Origin of the sequence: Serratia bockelmannii (genome assembly GCF_051803255.1) — a bacterium.
Classification (GTDB): domain Bacteria; phylum Pseudomonadota; class Gammaproteobacteria; order Enterobacterales; family Enterobacteriaceae; genus Serratia; species Serratia bockelmannii.
On record NZ_CP196513.1, the window covers coordinates 30,210 to 47,697 of the forward strand.

18 protein-coding genes are annotated in these 17,488 nt (G+C 50.6%); 17 read left to right on the forward strand and 1 reads right to left on the reverse strand.

From position 1 onward, the window contains the following. Positions 1–39: 39 nt before the first annotated feature. A complete protein-coding gene (locus ACSJLU_RS24925; protein ID WP_060442011.1) occupies positions 40–894 on the forward strand; it encodes an LPD29 domain-containing protein in 855 nt (284 codons plus the stop codon). A gap of 33 nt (positions 895–927) precedes the next feature. Here the strand turns inward: ACSJLU_RS24925 and ACSJLU_RS24930 are convergent, their stop codons facing one another. Then, entirely contained in the window at positions 928–1,227 is a 300-nt protein-coding gene (locus tag ACSJLU_RS24930) for a molybdopterin-guanine dinucleotide biosynthesis protein MobC (RefSeq protein ID WP_187181570.1), read from the reverse strand. Positions 1,228–1,470: 243 nt separating this feature from the next. On the opposite strand from ACSJLU_RS24930, the gene mobA reads away from it, so the two are divergent. The 16 genes from mobA to ACSJLU_RS25010 all read left to right on the forward strand — a co-directional run bounded on the left by mobA (position 1,471) and on the right by ACSJLU_RS25010 (position 17,437). Next, on the forward strand, positions 1,471–1,803 hold the full coding sequence (gene mobA, locus ACSJLU_RS24935) for a plasmid mobilization protein MobA (protein ID WP_439041111.1): 333 nt from the start codon (positions 1,471–1,473) through the stop codon (positions 1,801–1,803). Positions 1,804–1,810: 7 nt separating this feature from the next. Next, complete coding sequence (traI, locus tag ACSJLU_RS24940) at positions 1,811–3,766, forward strand: TraI/MobA(P) family conjugative relaxase (protein WP_439041112.1); 1,956 nt, start codon at positions 1,811–1,813, stop codon at positions 3,764–3,766. Between the two features lie 123 nt (positions 3,767–3,889). Further along, a complete protein-coding gene (locus ACSJLU_RS24945) occupies positions 3,890–4,165 on the forward strand; it encodes a hypothetical protein (protein WP_060442014.1) in 276 nt (91 codons plus the stop codon). Positions 4,166–4,281: 116 nt separating this feature from the next. Next, positions 4,282–4,482: a TraY domain-containing protein gene (locus tag ACSJLU_RS24950; protein ID WP_072270311.1), complete on the forward strand. Its 201-nt coding sequence runs from the start codon at positions 4,282–4,284 to the stop codon at positions 4,480–4,482. A 763-nt stretch (positions 4,483–5,245) separates the two neighbouring features. After that, positions 5,246–6,397, forward strand: a complete 1,152-nt coding sequence (locus tag ACSJLU_RS24955; protein ID WP_439041113.1) for a toxin co-regulated pilus biosynthesis Q family protein — start codon at positions 5,246–5,248, stop codon at positions 6,395–6,397. A gap of 113 nt (positions 6,398–6,510) precedes the next feature. Further along, the gene (gene pilM / locus ACSJLU_RS24960; protein ID WP_439041114.1) at positions 6,511–6,975 is read left to right on the forward strand and encodes a type IV pilus biogenesis protein PilM; all 465 of its coding nucleotides are present in this window, start codon (positions 6,511–6,513) and stop codon (positions 6,973–6,975) included. A 21-nt stretch (positions 6,976–6,996) separates the two neighbouring features. After that, complete coding sequence (locus ACSJLU_RS24965) at positions 6,997–8,628, forward strand: PilN family type IVB pilus formation outer membrane protein (RefSeq protein WP_439041092.1); 1,632 nt, start codon at positions 6,997–6,999, stop codon at positions 8,626–8,628. 3 nt (positions 8,629–8,631) lie between these two features. Continuing rightward, positions 8,632–9,930: a type 4b pilus protein PilO2 gene (gene pilO2, locus ACSJLU_RS24970; protein WP_060442018.1), complete on the forward strand. Its 1,299-nt coding sequence runs from the start codon at positions 8,632–8,634 to the stop codon at positions 9,928–9,930. Continuing rightward, positions 9,917–10,489 carry a type IV pilus biogenesis protein PilP gene (gene pilP, locus ACSJLU_RS24975; protein ID WP_060432409.1) on the forward strand — a complete coding sequence of 191 codons (573 nt, stop codon included), beginning with the start codon at positions 9,917–9,919 and terminating at the stop codon, positions 10,487–10,489. Before pilO2 ends, pilP begins: the two co-directional genes overlap by 14 nt. 5 nt (positions 10,490–10,494) lie before the next feature. After that, the gene (locus ACSJLU_RS24980) at positions 10,495–11,985 is read left to right on the forward strand and encodes a GspE/PulE family protein (RefSeq protein WP_060432410.1); all 1,491 of its coding nucleotides are present in this window, start codon (positions 10,495–10,497) and stop codon (positions 11,983–11,985) included. Next, positions 11,982–13,097, forward strand: a complete 1,116-nt coding sequence (locus ACSJLU_RS24985) for a type II secretion system F family protein (RefSeq protein ID WP_336844515.1) — start codon at positions 11,982–11,984, stop codon at positions 13,095–13,097. The genes ACSJLU_RS24980 and ACSJLU_RS24985 overlap by 4 nt, the downstream gene beginning before the upstream one ends. A gap of 36 nt (positions 13,098–13,133) precedes the next feature. After that, a complete protein-coding gene (locus ACSJLU_RS24990) occupies positions 13,134–13,724 on the forward strand; it encodes a type 4 pilus major pilin (protein WP_060432412.1) in 591 nt (196 codons plus the stop codon). 54 nt (positions 13,725–13,778) lie between these two features. After that, on the forward strand, positions 13,779–14,264 hold the full coding sequence (locus ACSJLU_RS24995; protein ID WP_060432413.1) for a lytic transglycosylase domain-containing protein: 486 nt from the start codon (positions 13,779–13,781) through the stop codon (positions 14,262–14,264). Further along, positions 14,264–14,932, forward strand: a complete 669-nt coding sequence (locus ACSJLU_RS25000) for a prepilin peptidase (protein ID WP_060432414.1) — start codon at positions 14,264–14,266, stop codon at positions 14,930–14,932. The genes ACSJLU_RS24995 and ACSJLU_RS25000 overlap by 1 nt, the downstream gene beginning before the upstream one ends. Beyond that, positions 14,929–16,281: a shufflon system plasmid conjugative transfer pilus tip adhesin PilV gene (gene pilV / locus ACSJLU_RS25005; RefSeq protein ID WP_072270507.1), complete on the forward strand. Its 1,353-nt coding sequence runs from the start codon at positions 14,929–14,931 to the stop codon at positions 16,279–16,281. The genes ACSJLU_RS25000 and pilV overlap by 4 nt, the downstream gene beginning before the upstream one ends. Positions 16,282–16,360: 79 nt before the next feature. Next, the gene (locus ACSJLU_RS25010) at positions 16,361–17,437 is read left to right on the forward strand and encodes an acyltransferase family protein (RefSeq protein ID WP_342172300.1); all 1,077 of its coding nucleotides are present in this window, start codon (positions 16,361–16,363) and stop codon (positions 17,435–17,437) included. The last annotated feature ends 51 nt before the right edge of the window (positions 17,438–17,488 follow it).

The window sequence follows — 17,488 nt, forward strand, 5'->3', positions numbered from 1 at the left end:
GCGGGGCGATGTCCCCGCTATTTATCATGGAGTTTAAATATGAAAATCGAAAATAAATCTCTTAAGGTTGGTCAGACTGTTTACACCAATCTTTACGGGTATGGCCGTGGCGTAATTTTCGGTGTTCATGGTGAGCCTCTACCAGAAAACGTTATAAATTTTCCTGGAAATGAAATGGTTCATGGTGAAAGAATTGATCTTGATATTGTGTTTCATTGCGGAAAAATTCTTCGGAAAGTGTCTGAAAGTATTTTGCAGGGTGTTCAGTGGAAGATCTGTGATGACGTTTGTACACCGTCAGAACTAGATGAAATTCTGTCTGCCGCGTTACAGGAAGAGCATAGGAATGAGAAAACCAAAAAAGATTTGAAAGAAGTCTTTGAGGCAGAGGTTCAAAGATTGAAATCCCTGCCTGATTTTGCCCACCTTAAAAAAGTAGAAAATAATAATAGCAGTGTGGCAGCAGTAGTATCTTCAAATATTCGTTTACTGCTTAAGAAAAATTTTTCTGGCGTTAAATTTTCTGTAAAGAAAGTAAGCTATAACTCAGTCTCAGTGCGTTGGATTGATGGCCCAACTTGTGACAAAGTTGAGGAGATAACAAGAAAATTTAAGAGCGGATATTTTAACAGCATGGAGGATGTTTACGAGTATAATGAAAGTCCATTCAATGTTGTTTATGGTGGTATAAATTTCATCTCTATAGACAGAGATTATAGCAATGAACTCATCGAGAAAGCGATATCACTATGCAGAGAAATTTATGGTGATAAGGTTCCTGAATGGGCTGATGTAGATTCCTACAAAAAAGGAAAGTTGTTCGCGGTAAATGTGAACTCATTGTTCAATAATAACTTGCAAAGTGAAATCAGACTCAAACTAAAATCGTTTTAGTCAATGATGTGGCGGGTAACCCTGCCATTTTAATTATGATTGGTTTGTCTCCTGCTTAGTGTTACTCCTTCCACGTTTTTTTGCTGTATATTTTGTTGCTCGGATGATATCTGATATCGCCTTCTCGCTTACTGATATATCTACCGTTTGTAACGCTGATTTGATCTCTGATGCTGTATATCCCTTTGACTTTGCTAAGGTGATAATGCTTTCTTTTAGTGATTCCAAAAGTTCAGTTCTACTGATTTTATTAGGTGTCAAATCAGGTAAGGATTCGAGCGCCAGTTTTGCTTCTTCTAGCTGATCCTGAGTATAAAATTTAGTTCCTGCCATGTAATCCTCTGATTTAGCCATAGTAGATGTGACCACATTAAACCATATCACTTCTGAGAGGCCAAGCCCGCCCCCTCACTGACGCCTAATCAGGCGAAAAATAGCTCGCATCCAAAAGGATAGACGTAGTAAAATGACGGACAGGAAATGTTTTGTCATTACCGCCTGCACGCAGTCGATAATGCAAAACACCTGGTCAGGGCTACGCCCCGACACCCCGGTTGAGTAGTTAGAGGTTGAGCTATGTCGAAAAGCGAGTCGCGTCAGAAAGGAATAATCATCCAAATCCGATGCACCGAAGAGGAGGCTGAGGCCATCAAAGGCAAGGCCAAGGCAGCAGGGATAAGCACTTCCGAGTTACTGCGGCGCTCCGCGCTGAACCGGAAGATAATGACACGAACAGACTCACGCTTGATGAACGAACTTCTTCGTTTGGGTGGTTTACAAAAACACCTCTACACCCAAATGCAAGACCAGATGACTCAGGAACTCAGCAAGCAGTTTTCTGACGTACTGGTCGAAGTAAAGAAGGCCATCATCGCTTTGGATTTGAATCTCGTACCAGCAAACGAATAAGGGCACTATGAACGTTATCATCCCACCAAAAAGACGAGACGGCGGCACCAGCTTTATGAAGCTGGTCGGCTACCTGAGTCTGCGGGATGAGAAAAAACCTGATGACGTTATCACGCCTGATAAGACTGCAAAAACCTCTTCACGCTCCAGTCAGGCCATTTTTGATCGCCTGGTAGACTATGTTGAGCGGCGTAATGATTTCTCACAGATGCAGGTTGTTGCTAGCTTTCCTGATGGGCGAGAGCAAGTCATTGTCGGGGGCGTTGAATGTGAAACCAATTGCTTTTCACTAGAGACAGCTGCAGCTGAAATGAATATGGTTGCAGCGCAGAATCGACACTGTAAAGACCCCGTCTATCACTTCATTTTATCCTGGCAAGAGGATGAGACGCCGACACCGTCTCAGGTGTTTGATAGCGCTCGCCATTGCCTGGAAAAGCTGGGGATGGCTAACCACCAATTTGTTACCGCTATCCATCGTGATACCGACAATATTCACTGCCACATCGCCGTTAATCGTGTGAATCCGGAAACGTATCGCGCAGCCAATTTGTGGAATGATGCAGACACCTTACAACAGTGTTGCCGCGTTCTGGAAAAACGTTTTGGTTTCAAACAAGATAATGGCAGTTGGGTGTGGGGTGATAACAATACATTGCGTCGTGCACCCTGGCGTTTTCGTAATGCTCCACAGGGAGCTGCCAAGCGGGAGATCTTCTCTGACAAAGAAAGCCTATATCATTATGCGGTTCGGCAGGTGCGCTCAAAAATCACCGATGCCATCAAGAACAAGACTGCAAGCTGGAACTATTTTCATCTTCTGATGCATGCCAATGGTCTGGGGTTGCGTGAACAATCGGGCGGGTTGGTTATATACGATATCGTGCGACCAGATACTATGATGGTGAAGGCATCTGATGTTCATCCGTCTCTTTCCAAGACCAGGCTTGAACCTTATTTTGGGCCGTTCGAAGCTCCACCAAGCTTTAATTCTGAAGACCTGGAAGAGGGGGGGTATGCAATCTATAACCACTACCAACCTGAATTCCAGGTGCGCGATCGGGAGGCGAGAAAAGAGCGTCGTGAAGAAAGGGCTGCTGCGCGCGATGACCTCAAATTGCGTTATAAAAAGTACCGCGATAAATGGGTAAAACCAGACTTGAACGTGAGAGCACGCTATCAGGAGCTTGCCGCACATTATCAGGCAATGAAGGGGAATGTTCGCCATAGCTACCGCGACCCTCTGCTGCGAAAACTGATGTATCGCGTTGCCGAGTTCGAGCGAATGAAAGCGACGGCGGAGCTACGAATTCAGATCCGAGAGGAACGTAAGACGCTGTTTGAGTCTGGACAATATCGTCCGCTGTCTTACCGTACCTGGGTGGAGCGCGAAGCCTTAACGGGGGATGTTGCCGCTATTAGCCAACTGCGTGGATGGGCGTATCGTGAGAAGCGTAAAGCGAAAGCCGCCGCTCCGAATAAGCATAAAAACAGCGTATTGGTGTTCGGTGTCGCCGACGACTCACCATTGCTCGAGCGGTCTAGCCATGCAACTCGTCTGCACCGGAACGGTACAGTTGAATATCTGCGGGATGGGGTTGTCGGTGTAGTCGATCGTGGTAGCCAGGTTGAGATTAAGCCCGGGTTCGAGGATTACGACGATACCGCGAATTACCACCTGGCTGCAGAGATTGCCGGCACGAAAAGTGGTGAGCGAGTTGAAGTTGTTGGCACCGACGATTTCGTTGACCGCGTACTGGTTGAAGGCTGTCGCCTGAATTACCAGCAGGAAAAAGAGGTGTTCCGGCCAACAGACAACTGGCAGCGCGGTCGCTCCGAGGTTCTCGAGCATCGCCACGTTAGACCAGAAATGGGTTATGACGCTCCAGCTGGAGCTCGTCAGGCTGACGAGCGCGACGATGATGCACCAACAGTGAATTCGTATTGGGGACCACGTCCTTAAACAGAGCAGTAGATAAAAAGTAAAGCGAGATAATTAATGTAAATCATATTATTAGTCGCTGATTGCACAGGGTTGAAGGCCTGTACAACCAGCTAACCATAACAACCTGTACGGGAGGCTGCCATGGCTGCCATCGATCCTAGCCAATTTAAGGCATTACACAAGTATTTTCCGGATTTAACACTCACTCAGTTGGCTACCGCCTATATGTACTCGACAGGAATCCCTGTGGGAACGATTGCTCAGCTTCGAGATGTATCGGAGGACACTGTCAAAGATTCTCTCAAAGCAGCATGTCATCGAATGCACTTAACGTCGATATCTACGATGGGGACGGCGATCCAGCTTAAGCTAAACCTTGAGTTGTTGATTGCCATTGACACCCTGCAACCAAATTGAATTTTAGACTCACAGTTTAACTAATACGTCAACCCCCTTTTAAAGGGGGTTTCGCATTTTAGGAGAAAGGATTAATCTCGCCATAATTCTTTTGAAGATGTAGGGAATTATAATAAATGACTGATAAGTCACAATGGAAAGCCGCACAGACCGTTATCGAAATGAGCCCTGATGTTAATCGGTTGCTGACTCAGGCCGCAAAGCGCTCAGGTCGTAGCAAAGTTAAAGAGGCGACAATTCGACTTGCCGATCATCTAAAAACTGTTACAGATATTGCGGTGCCTGGCCGCCGTTTCCTTTCTGATGAATCCAAGTAGCACCCTATAGAGATCCAACACCAGGGAACTCTATTTTATTAGTTTGTTTAGTGATTATAAAAATATATGGCGTTAACTCGCAGGGCCTTCTTTTACCTGGAATCTTTTGAATTTTGGGTGATTGCCCGTGAGGAATTATCACGAAATTAATAATTCGTCCGTTGGGATGGGGTGCTCGTGGCCTTTGAAAAAAGGTGGCGCCCGCTTTTTAACAACCGGGGTTACTTATACACATTATCCGCTTAGCGGTTATGTGATTTTTCAATGGGAGTAACCCCGAATGGAAAGTCGGACAGCATTCTGTAACTGTTAAGACCCCTATGCAAAAATGCAATGTATCTATGGGTACGATCTGCCTGTAGAGAAGATTAGCACCACCCGCGAGGGCGGGGTGAATGGGCGTGAACGGGCAACACTGGCAGTGAAAGGATGCTGACGCAAAAGAGATTTGTGCAAGTCCATTCTAACGAGTGGGCTTGCCTGAACAGTAGTTTACATTCGGATAAGGAGATGTTGATGGCAAAAGGAAAGTTAAACTCATCACAAACTTTTTCCTGTGAGTTCTCCGAACTATCGACACTAATTGCCCCTGATATAGAGAAAATAAACAGAACGCGTAAAAGAAAGCGAATTAGACGCGATACGTTATTTTACCTGGGTAATACAAAAGTGCAGGTAAAGAAAAAGTACAGGCTCTCATCCTCCGCTATAAACCCCTCTCTACCTACATCGCGCACCCGGCCTTTTGAACGTGCGGTGGCCTGTGCAAATATTCTTTGCCGAACTGTTACTAAATAAACTTCCTAAAATCGTTATTCTGCAATACCCCTGTCTTGTTTCCTGTTTATCCCACTGCGTAATTGAGGTGACTCTATTGAAAATATTTCTCCCCGTTGCCCTGGCGCCGGTGGTGTTGAGTGGATGTGCTATTAGCCCATCTTCGCCGCCGCGCGTTCCGGCTCAAGAGTTTGTGACTTCGTTGATCCAGGAGCAAATACCGATAATTCAGCGAGCACAGGCGGATCTGGCCCAAGCCAGCCGGGTTCGTTTAAAACCGGAGCGGACGGTTCCTGAGTCCAGGCCAGCAGCCACATCGTTGAGGCGTCAGCCGGAGGTCATTCAGCCCAGGGCGCTTGCAGGTCAGCCGGTACCTACCCTGCAGGCTATCCGCTATATCGGAGAGCGGCCAGCCAGTCTGACGCTTGCCAAGCCGGGCAAAGCTTCAACGCTCCGTCAGGCTATACGGCAGATTACCCCTCCTGGTTGGCAAGTGACTTTCTCTCAAGAGCTTAAACCGGATGCCCGCACTTCACTGCAATGGCGTGGTAACGATCAGTGGCCGTTTGTGCTGGATGACGTGCTGCAGCAACAGGGCAAGGTCGCGCTGGTCGATTGGTCAACCCAACGGATTTCCGTCGCGGCCAAGTCTGTTGAATTTACTCCCGGCGCCGTGGCTGCAAATTCGCCTAAAAGCGCATCAGTTACCCTGTCCTCAACCCCAGCGGTAACCGATAAGAAAGGCAGCGTGGTATCTGGCCGTAATCCATTTGGTGGTAGTAAGCCGGTAGCCACCTCGAGCTCTACCCCGGCGGTAAAAACTACAGCTTCGTTAACACTGCCTAAATCGGTCATTAAACCAAAGGTTTGGCGGATCGAAGCGGGGAGCACGTTGAAAGATACCCTGTTCAGTTGGGCGGCGGCAGAGAAGTGTTCTACCCCTGGTGTCGCTAACTGGACTGTCGCCTGGTTGACATCGGTGAATTACCGCATCGACGCCCCACTCCAGTTTGAAGGCAGTTTCCGGGATGCATTGAATAGCTTGTTCACCTTATACGGTACGGCGAAAGTGCCATTGTATGCCGGTATTCGCCATGTCCAATGTGTCATCTCGGTTGATGACAAGGAAATCCATTGATGGACATTCAGTAACATCCCTTCCCCTTCTGTTCAGAGGTTGCATCCGCAGCCTTATCTCCTGGAGGTTTGCATGAGTTATCGCGGCAAAGTGAACGTCGGCGTGATCGTCCTATGCACCATATTCTGGATAGTGCTTTGGAGGGCAATCTGATGTTTTACTGGATTTTATCTGTATTCCTGGGGTTCCTGGTATGGGTCAACATTTCTCCCCATGACCAGGCCGGGACTCAGCTACAGGATAGCACGCTGAGTCAGCGCGCTATTCAAACCATCCGTTACATCAATGACATCAATGACTGGCGCTATAACAACCCTGCACAAAAAGACGGCGTGATCCCCGACAGTGCCTTCGGCTGGTCATCCGGTGGAGGGTTGCGCAATGTTTTGCAGGCTGATCGTGTGTATGTCTATCAGCCAGATCAACCTGGGTTGATGGCGGCATTGTTGGCGCAGAGCCGGCATTCCGCGCTGGTTGGTAAAGTCGTCGAAAGACGCCTTATCGACAGCTTTGGTAATGACATGCAGGTCAATGTGCCGGCGAGCATTACTGACGGCAGCCTGGTGTACCTCAACTAATCTCCCCTAATAAGGTTAACAATGAAAAAACACCTCCCCTTGACCGGGTTGGCGGCGACGTTGTGTTTGCTGCTTTCCGGCTGTGCGCCGCTTGAGCGCATCGATAAGATCGATAATCAAGTATCACGAGACGAAAATCAGGCAGATAAACATCTGCATGCCCTCAAACAGGGCTCTGTGGTGCGTGATTTAACCTCTCAGTGGATCAACCCTTACCCGTTAAATGCTCAGCCTGGGGGCAATAGTTTGCTGCCTCCTTGCGCTGTGGCCATCAATCGTCCTGGGAGCATCACACTGGCGGAAGTCAGTGCTTTTATCAGTAAGCGTTGCCGTTTGCCTGTAGTGGTGACGCCTGATGCACAGGCTATCTTGGCACCGACGGGTGGCAAAACTGAGCAGATAAGTGGCCCGGTTCCGGCGCCAGATCCGAATGGGTTGGTGCCGTTAGCCGCGTTGGGCGGTTCATCTGCCCGTGCTGCGCCGGTCGTCAGTGGTGGCACTGTGCTCAGGGGTGTGTTCTGGCAGGGCGAGTTGGGGGGATTGCTTGATAATGTCACTACTCGTCTTGGGCTGTCATGGCGTTATGAGCAGGGTCGGATCGCCATTTTCTATCTCGATACCCGGACGTTCCCTGTCATGTTCATGGACAGCAAGGCGAGTTTTGGCTCCAAAACTGTGAGCGGCACCACCTCATCGATGGGGGCTACCGGTGACAGCAGCGGCGGGGGGCTCAGTGGTGACTCCAATACCTCGCAGGCGACTGAGATGGAAATCAAATCAAGCCTGTACGAAGACGTCACCAATACCATTAAGTCGATGTTAACGCCCGGCACCGGGCGCATGAATTTGTCCGCCGGCGTCCTGACGGTGACGGATACACCGCGCGTTCTTGAGCAGATAGGTCGTTATCTGGAAGACCGCAATAAAGAGCTCAACCGGCAGGTCGTGCTCAACGTGCAGGTCTACAGTGTCGAAAAACGCACTCAGGATCAGTACGGCATCGACTGGAACGCCGTATTCAACAGTGGCAGCGTCGGTTTGTCACTGACCAACGCGTTTACCGGCGCGGCCTCAGATGCGTTGAACGGTGGGGTTTCTATTCTTGATGGCAAAGGGGCGGGCACCAAAGCCTTTATCAAAGCCCTGTCGGAACAGGCGAATGTCAGCGTAATGACAGAGGCCTCGAGCATGACCACTAACCTGTCAGCGGTGCCGATCCAGGTTGCGCTGCAGCAGGACTATGCCTCCAACGTCACTACGGAGAACACGGCCAACGTCGGTTCATCGAGCAGTATCACCAAATCCACGATCACTACCGGTTTCAACATGACCGTGCTGCCGTTCCTGATGCCCCAGTCGCCAAAAATGCAGCTGCAGTTTGCGATCAATATGTCAGATGACCCGACCATGCGCACGTTCACGAGTGAAAAAACGTCGGTTGAGTTGATGAAAACACGCCTCAAAACCTTTACCCAGCGCGTCATTATGCAATCCGGACAAACGTTGGTGCTCAGTGGTTACCAATCTCTCAACAACACCGCAAATCGCCAGGGCGTCGGCAGCTTCCGCTTCTTTGGACTCGGCGGCGGTGCCAACGGCGAAAATAACAAAACCATGCTGGTCATTCTTATCACTCCGGTCATTTTGGGATAAGCCATGAAACAACAGACTACCTACACGCTGCAGAATGGGAACGCCTGGCTTGTGGCCGGGTTGCACTGGCAGTATTTGCCGCTGCGTGGGCGCCGCAGCATGCGTTTGCGTGCGAAGGAGGCCAAGGCTACGCATTGGGCAGCATTGCCAACCGGTGACGGCCAGGCACAAGGCACCCTGCTGGGCACTGTCAATCTCGCCGGCAAGGCTGTTCGAAAAGGAGGCGGGCTGGCATCGATGGCGTTGGCGGTTCTGCCGGCATTGCCAGAGGCTTGCTATGGCGTTTTCCCGTTATCCAATGGGCAATACTGGTTCGTCGCTGTCAGTGACGGCATGCTTTCCCCGTTCGGTGATATCGTCGGGGATGAAACGGCTATACGCACTGCGGTGTCCAATTTTCTGGCGATCACCTCAGCGCCTGCTGCGGGGTGGATGATATATGCTCCTGGCGGTTTCTTTCCCGGGGAAGACACGGAAGATAAATCGCTCACCGACTTGGTCGATAGCAAGGTCGGTTTGCGCCGGGCCAGGCTGAGTCAGACTCATGATCCGAAGGTACTGTGGCTTTGGGGCATAGCAGTGGTGGTCCTGGGGGCCGGGTATGTGGGTTATTCGGCCTGGGAGAAACACCAGGAAGATGCGCGCATAGCAGCAGCTCAGGCCGCGCTGATGGCCAGGCAACAGATGGCACAACAGGCGCCGGCCGACAACCTGAAACCCTGGGCTACACAACCGCGGTTTCCACCGATGCTCAGTGCCTGCAGTCGCGTATGGAAAGATGCGCAGATCTCTATTGCAGGCTGGGTTTTCAATACGGCAACGTGTGATGCGCAGGGAAAAATCATACTGCACTACACCTTGCCGAACGGTGGCACAGTAGGGGATTTTGCCTTGCGGTTACCCGTGCTCTATGGTTCAGATATTCAACCCGTTTTTAATATTCCCGGTAGCGCAGACGACGCCTCTTTTGCGTTACCGGTGCCACTTTCTCCTCCAGAACATCCCGAAGATCTTCTCCCGGGCAGCCAGCAAATTCAGCATTTAACCAGTTATGCCCAGCGTATCAATGCGCGCTTGCGCCTAAGCGAAATGGACGTAAGCACGCAGTTAACACAGGGCGACGTACAAAATCTGCCGTGGCGTACCTACAGCTTCACGTTCATTACCGATATTCCGCCCGATCGGTTGTTTGCGCCAACGCGCTTCAACAGCAGTGGAATAAGGGCGTCCAGCATCACGACCACACTCAAAAACAACCGTCTGGAATACACCATTGAGGGACTTCTGTATGCCAACCGCTAAATCCAGAGTAACGCCCTGGGCGTTGTGCCTGGTGCTGATTGCACCTGGTGTCTTCGCTGCGCCGGTCGCTGACATACCGGCGGCTCCGCCCGCTTCACCGTCGGTGAAGTCACCCACGACAGCGGATCTTCCTCTGCCGACCACGTTTGCGCGCGCGGAGGCTGGGCGAGCGTTAAATCTTGGTCAACTGGAAGCCATCCAGGCAGAGACAGTGCTGTATGAGGCCCAGCTGGCCAGGGCCAAAGCGCTGAATGAACTGCAAAAGAATGGGTATGACCGTGCACTGGATCAGCCTTTCAACCCGGCGCCACCTTCTCAGGACAACAAATCCGAGGTCAAGGGCGCGGTGCAAGATGCTGCTCCACCACAGATTGTTGAGATCACCGGCGCGGGTAAAGGATTCACGGCCGTGCTGGCACTCAGCAACGGCAATCAGGTTACGGTGCAGGTGGGGAATCGTATCCCGGGTACGGAGTTCGTTGTTAAACGGATCAACATCAATGAAGTCGTGGTCTCCGGGAAGAACCAAACACTGGTCTCTCTTTCCTTTGCGGGGTAACCCATATGTATGAGAAACGTGGTTCAACCTATATCTATTTAGATCTGGCCAATACTGATGCCCCGACGCTGTATGTGTCTGACGCTCACAATAATAGCCTGGCCGTCACGTCAGAGATTGCCGGCGCGTTTAAAAAACACCCCAGGCTGCAGGTTAAGCGGGTTCAGCTCGATAAGCTGAAAGAGATGCAGCAAAGCCAGCTCACTGAGAATCCCAACGCTAACGAATATTCCGATCAACAGGCGAAGATTATTAGCTTCTTCAAGGATGCCAAGATGAAAGGCGCCAGTGATATTCATCTGCTGATCGGGATGAATGATGTGACGGTGGTGCAGTTTCGTGTGCACGGCGATCTTGAAACGGTGACAACGCTGGATTGCGCGGAAGGGATGACGCTGGCGTCAACGATAGTGATGTCGATGTGCGATGTGGCCGAGAAGAGTTTTAACCCCAATCGCGCTCAGGATGGGCGGGTGCGTAAAGAGTTTCTGCAAGGGCTTCAGCTCTTCGGCGCGCGTTATGCGCATACGCCGGCAGAATTTGGTCTGTATGTGGTCATGCGCATTTTGCCCGATGAGGGGAAAACGCCGCCTACGCTCGACGAACTGGGTTTTCTACCGGAACAGCAAACGCTTATTCGCCGTATGCTGGCGCGCCCTGAAGGCGTCATCACCCTGTCCGGCCCTACTGGTTCTGGGAAAAGTACCTCACTGCGTACATTCAGCGAAATGTATCTGTCGTTTACCGGGCATCGAAAACGACTGATGACGCTGGAAGATCCTCCAGAGGGATTGATTTTGGGCGCGGTACAAACCCCCATCATTGCCGATAAAAACGATCCGGATGCGGTTAGCCGTGCCTGGGTCAGGTCTATTTCTGCCGCATTACGGCTGGACCCTGATGCCATGGTTGTCGGCGAAATTCGTGATGCCAACTCGGTTAAGTCTGCCTTGACGGCGGCCAAGTCAGGACACCTGGTGGAAACCACGCTGCATGCGAATGATGCGGTCGGCATTCTTGATCGCCTGACCGATACTCTGGGTATCCCCATGGGCCAGGTGGCCGATCCTCAAGTCATGATTGGCTTAATCGCGCAGCGGCTGGTACAGCTGTTGTGCCCTCACTGCAAGAAACGCTGGGAGGCGGTCAGAGCAAGTCTGGGAGAGGAGAAAAGAGCGCTGCTTGAACGCTTTTGTCAGGTCGAAAAGCTGGCTTTTCGCCATCCTGAGGGATGTGAGCACTGTTACAAAGGCGTAATCGGCCGGCGGGTCATTGCTGAAGTCATTCGTCCCGATGCCAGATTCATGGAGCTGTTTCGCCATGAGGGCAAACTGGCTGCGCGCAGTTATTGGGTGAACGCGCTGGGCGGTATCACTCGCGGTCAGCACCTGATGCGTTATCTCAATGACGGACTGGTCGACCCGATTGATGCGGACTATATCAGCCCGCTGGACGAGGACAGCCTGACATTGTTACCCCCGGAGGCAGCATCATGATTTCCCGTTTGCGCGAACGATTGACGGCGCTACGGAACAGGATGCCGTCATCGGAAAGAATGAATGAAGGGCTAGGGCGCTGGTTGGCGCAAAAGACGTTCTCCACCGCTGACCGCCTGACGCTCTACGAGGATCTGGCTTTCCTGCTCGACAACAACCTCAAAGTTGAGAAAGCCATCAATTCAATGATAGGGAGCTTCGGCAAGAAACGCCCGCCGGTGGTCTATTGCCTGGAGGATATGCTCAGTGCCCTGCGTCAGGGGCGGTCAGTCGACCAGGGATTGGCGTCCTGGATACCCCGGCAGGAGGCCGCCATTCTCAGTTCTGGCGTTCAAGACGGCAATCTGGCTGCTGCCTTATACCGGGCGATCACCGTGGTGCAGGGCATGGCGAATATGAAATCAGCATTGGTGTCCACGTTGGCTTACCCGATGCTGTTGCTGGCAATCTCGTTTGCCATGATGAAGATGGTCACTGTCTATTTCCTTCCCCGCCTGGAGTCATTGTCTGCCCGAGATAATTGGACTGGGGCGTTGTGGTGGCTCAGCGCCATCTCAGAATTCTTTGTCAATCATGCAATTATTCTCGGTGGGTTGATACTCCTGCTGATTGGCTTCGTCGTCTGGTCGATGCCGAACTTGACTGGAACGGTGCGGCAGCATGTTTTGGACCGTCTATTGCCGTGGAGCGTGTATCGCGACGTGCTGGGAGTGGGTTTTTTACTTAATTTCAGTGCGTTGATGCGTGCTCAGGTGAAGACGGAGGACGCCATCGAAATGCTGAGCCGTTATGCACCGCCCTGGTTGTATGAGCGATTGGCCGCTACCCAGCGGCAGGTTAGGCAAGGTGACCACCTCGGGTTGGCGTTGCGCAATGCCGGCTACGGATTCCCCTCCCCGCGTGCTATCGACAAACTGGTCCTGCTGACCGACGGCGATAACGCTGAAATTATTATTGAAAATTTTGCACGTGCCTGGCTTGTGCAAACTGTAGCCCGGATCAAGCGGACGGCGTCTTTGCTTTCTTACATCGCATTGGGCACCAACGCTGGCTACATGATGATGATCCTTCTGGCAACACAAAATCTCAACGACCTCGTGGGCACACGCTAGACCGTCCACTCTCTACGATACCTAAAGGAAATAGTAATGGAACTCACACAAAACACTCGCTCGGCTGTCAACCGTGGGGCAATAACTATGATTGAAGCAATGATCTGGTTTGTTCTTGTCCTTGCTGTATTGGCTGTCGCTATCACACAAGGTGGCGGTCTGTTTAATCGTAACGATGGCAACACAGAGTACAGTAATGCTGCGGAACTAATGACCAATACCCGCACCATGTTGAAAACATCCGGCATCTATAATTTTGCCGCCGCTGACGCCATGACCGGTGCGCTGATCCAGTTCGGGGGGGCGCCGGCCAACATGTCGGTTGTCGGTACCAAATCCTCGGGTAGCGCCAAGTTGCAAAACCTGTGGGGGGGCGCTGTCACCGTGCAACCCGTGGCAACGGCCGGTGGGCAAAAATCCTCCTTCTCTCTGACTTACGCGGCCGTTCCTCAACAGGCGTGCATTACTCTAGCGACAAAACTGAGTGCGGCGCCGAGTGTTGTTACCACCATGGTCAACGGCACATCGACGAATGGCCCGATCGCGGCCAGCGCCGTGGGGGCGCAGTGTACTGCCGATAAAGGATCTGTTGGTCAGAACACCCTTACCTTTACCAGCAACACCTGATGCCCATCCTGCCGGCAACGTTCTGTTGCCGGCCTCCATCTGGAGTGCATTCTCATGTTGTCTTCCTTTCAACGAGCCCTGGCCTGTCTGGCGCTGGGCTGGGCATTATTATTCTCGTTGCCGGCACAGGCTTTCTGTTTTAACGAGGCGGGTGCACGCTATAAAGTTGACCCTTTATTACTGCGCTCAATGGCGACTGTCGAAAGCAGCCTAAATCCTCAAGCCATTGGAAAAAATCGCGATAAAGCAGGGCGAGTTACCAGCCGTGACTTCGGGCTGATGCAAATCAATGACCGGCATATTCCCCAGCTGCGTGCGCTGGGCCTCATCCGCAGTGAGCAGGATTTGCTGACCAACAGCTGTCTCAACGTGCAGATCGGTGCCTGGATATTGGCAAAGCACCTCAAACAATGCGGGGTAAATTGGCAATGCCTCGGCTCCTATAATGCCGGATTCGCAGATAACAACGGTCCGCGGCGTATGATTTACGCGCGGAAAGTGTATGCGATGTACATGAAACTGAAAGGAGGTGCAGCCTGATGGCTTTGTATCTCCTGAAGTTCTTTTTGCTGATGGCATGCGCCGGCGCCACTCTGTTTATTGGCGCCCAGCCGTTGGTTCATCGAGCGAAACAATTCTTGCTTGAACATGATGGCCCGCCCCTCACTCGGCTGCAGATCAGAGGCGTCACAATAGTTTTCGTCGGCACCGGTACTGCACTGATCGCAACAACGGCCCTTGTGGGCCATCCCTGGTTAGGTACTGTCAAAATTCTGGGGTTGCTGGCCTGGGGCATTCCCATGGTACTGCTGGATTTGCGCAATTACTGGCTACCGCTGCGATATACCTCAGGTTTTTGGCTGACAGGTCTGCTGTTTACCGTGATGCCTGGAAGTGCACTTACCCTGACTGAGGCACTTACAGGCAGTATCGGCATGTTTTTGGTTCTCTATGCCTTTCACTACGGCGCCAAGCGCCTGCGGGGAGAAGAAGGGTTCGGCATGGGCGATGTGCATTTGATCGCCGCATTGTGCGCCTGGTTTCCCTGGCAGCAGGCTTGCCTGCTGAGCGGGTGCGCATTCTTGCTGTTTATCGCCAGTGCATTGCTGACGAACAAAATGACTCAACCTTATGCTCCCTGGTTATTCGTGTTACTGGCAGTTGTAGCCGGTAGCTCTCCTCAATTGCTCTTTTCAGGTGCCTTATGACTGCTGAAATTGCCACTCATCGTATCAACCGAGGGGGCGCGTTGGTTTCTATGGCCATCGTTCTGGCGATCGTATTGATTGCCGCCCCTATCGGGCTTGAAAGATATTCCAATTACATAGAAGAACAGAGCTGGGTCGTGACCGCGACGCACCTGAGCACAGTAAGCGGGGGTGCCCGTCGATACGTTAAAGATAACTACGATACGTTGCTGAATCAGGTTAAAGGGGGCGGCAACGTCACGGTAACCGGCCAGACCCTCCGCGATAAAGGGTATTTGCCGGCGGGGTTTTCCCTTACCAACAATAACGGCCAAACCTATATTCTTGCCGTGACACGCAATCCTTCGCAAACCGACAAGCTGGTCGCCTTTGTACTGACTGCCGGCGGTCAAAATATTACGTTCAAGGGCCAACGCTATATCGCTCAGAACACGTCTGGCTTGGGTGGGTATATCGAACCCGTCAATGTTGCCAACGGCGCCGGCGGTGGCTGGCAAGTCAACCTGACGAATATGGGGCTAAGTGGACAGAGTGGACACCTGGCCGCTTACCTGACGTCCGATGTATTGGCAGGTGGGGCTGAAGAGAGCGATCGCTTGTATCGCTTCCAGGTTAATGGTCGTCCCGATCTTAATAAGATGCATACTGCGATTGATATGGGGGGGAACAACCTGAATGCCGCTAATGATATCAATGCACAAACAGGTAATTACCAGCAGAATGTAAATGCTCAAAACGTTGTATCACGGGATGGTGTGGTTGCGGGAGGTGGAATTGCCGCTGCAGGGGATGTTCGTAGTAATTACGGCTGGTTGGTAACAAAACATGGTAAGGGTTGGCTCAACGAAGACCACGGCGGCGGGTTTTATATGGATGACAACGACTGGATTCGTTCGGTGAATAACAAAGGTATTTATACCGGTGGCCAACTGAAAGGTGGGAGCGTTCGTGCAGACGGCCGGGCATCTGTCGGTGAATATCTGCAGCTTGATGGCACGGCAAATGCTGGTTGGGGATGCGGCCCAAATGGACTTGTAGGTAGGACACCGGAAGGCGTACTGCTCTCTTGCCAAAATGGCATATGGAAGTCCTTGGGGGCGTTAGATACATTTAATGTGACGAGCGATGAGCAATGCCAAAACCTAAAAGAAGCAAGAGCCTATTGCCCTGCGGGAACAAAATTAGTCTCTGGAGGATATCGACTGTCTCGTTGGACATCTAATGATTCAGCACATAACTCCCCTGATGCTGCTTATCCTGACGTCTTTTCAAATAGCTGGATTGTAGTTACGCCTAATAATGAATGGCGTACAACATGTTTTCAGTCTATTGCTATTTGTACGAAATGATACGAAGTTGTTGAGGGTGGCATTGCATAACTCAATGTAATATAATGGTTTATTAATTCACTGAATTTAAAGAATCTTCATGAAACAAGATAAACTGGCTAGCGTCCAAGCGCTGAGAGGACTGGCAGCGCTTGCTGTCATGTTATTTCACTTTCGTTGGAATATAAACCTTTCCTATCCTAATCTGGGTGATCAGTTATTCGGATGGGGGGCTGTTGGTGTTGATGTATTCTTCATCATAAGCGGATTTGTCATCACGCTTTCAGCGAAGAAACTAACACCAGGACTATCAGCGGCAGGGGTGTTTTTGAAACACCGCGCAAGGAGAATACTTCCGGCCTATTTTATTATTCTGCTAATTACTTTCCTTTTATCTGGAGCCATGAGCACGTTCCATTATCCAGATAAAGTGAGTAACTTAATAAGTGCAATCACGTTCTCCCCAATCGATGCCAATCATGCCCCCTTCTATGTGGATGATAGTGGTTTCTATGGTATTAGGTGGACACTGAATTACGAAGTGTTGTTCTACTTAGTTATGGCAGTTTGTCTGATATCAAAATACCGATGGCCATTGTTGTTTGGTATGTTTTCGTTAAGTCTGGTTGTTTTCCCTATGTTGGCTGGACATTCACCGACCTTGGATGTTAGTGGTTATCAATTCGATTCAGCTTACTTAAATCTCATGACGAACCCCATCATATGGATGTTTTTGGTGGGCGTTGCTTTTGGTCTTGTTTATCCATATACAAAAAAGCTAAATGGCCAGTTGCGCATATTAATATTAATTGTGTCGATAATCGTTATAGGCTACAGCATTCTATTTGTCCCGTCATGGGGGCATGGAATGACGATGTCAGGATGGTATTTGTCAATTTTGTTTATTGCAGTGGTATTAAATGATGAGCTTGTAACGAAATATATTCCTGGCTTCTTTATTACCTTGGGAGAGATATCATTCTCTCTCTATCTCATCCACACGCTAATGAATGGTGGGATAGGTAAACGGTTTGAAGACATTGGTGTGGCTGATGGTATGCCAAGGTTTGCTTTGTCATGTGTTGTATCTATCGTATTGGCATGCTTGTCATATAGATTTATTGAAAGGCCAGTGAGTCGGAGAAAGAAAGGAACAGTAAAGCATGAGGCTGTGTAGATAATAAAAGGGGGCGCAAAGCCTCCTTTTCTTTAATTTGTTTTCGAGTTC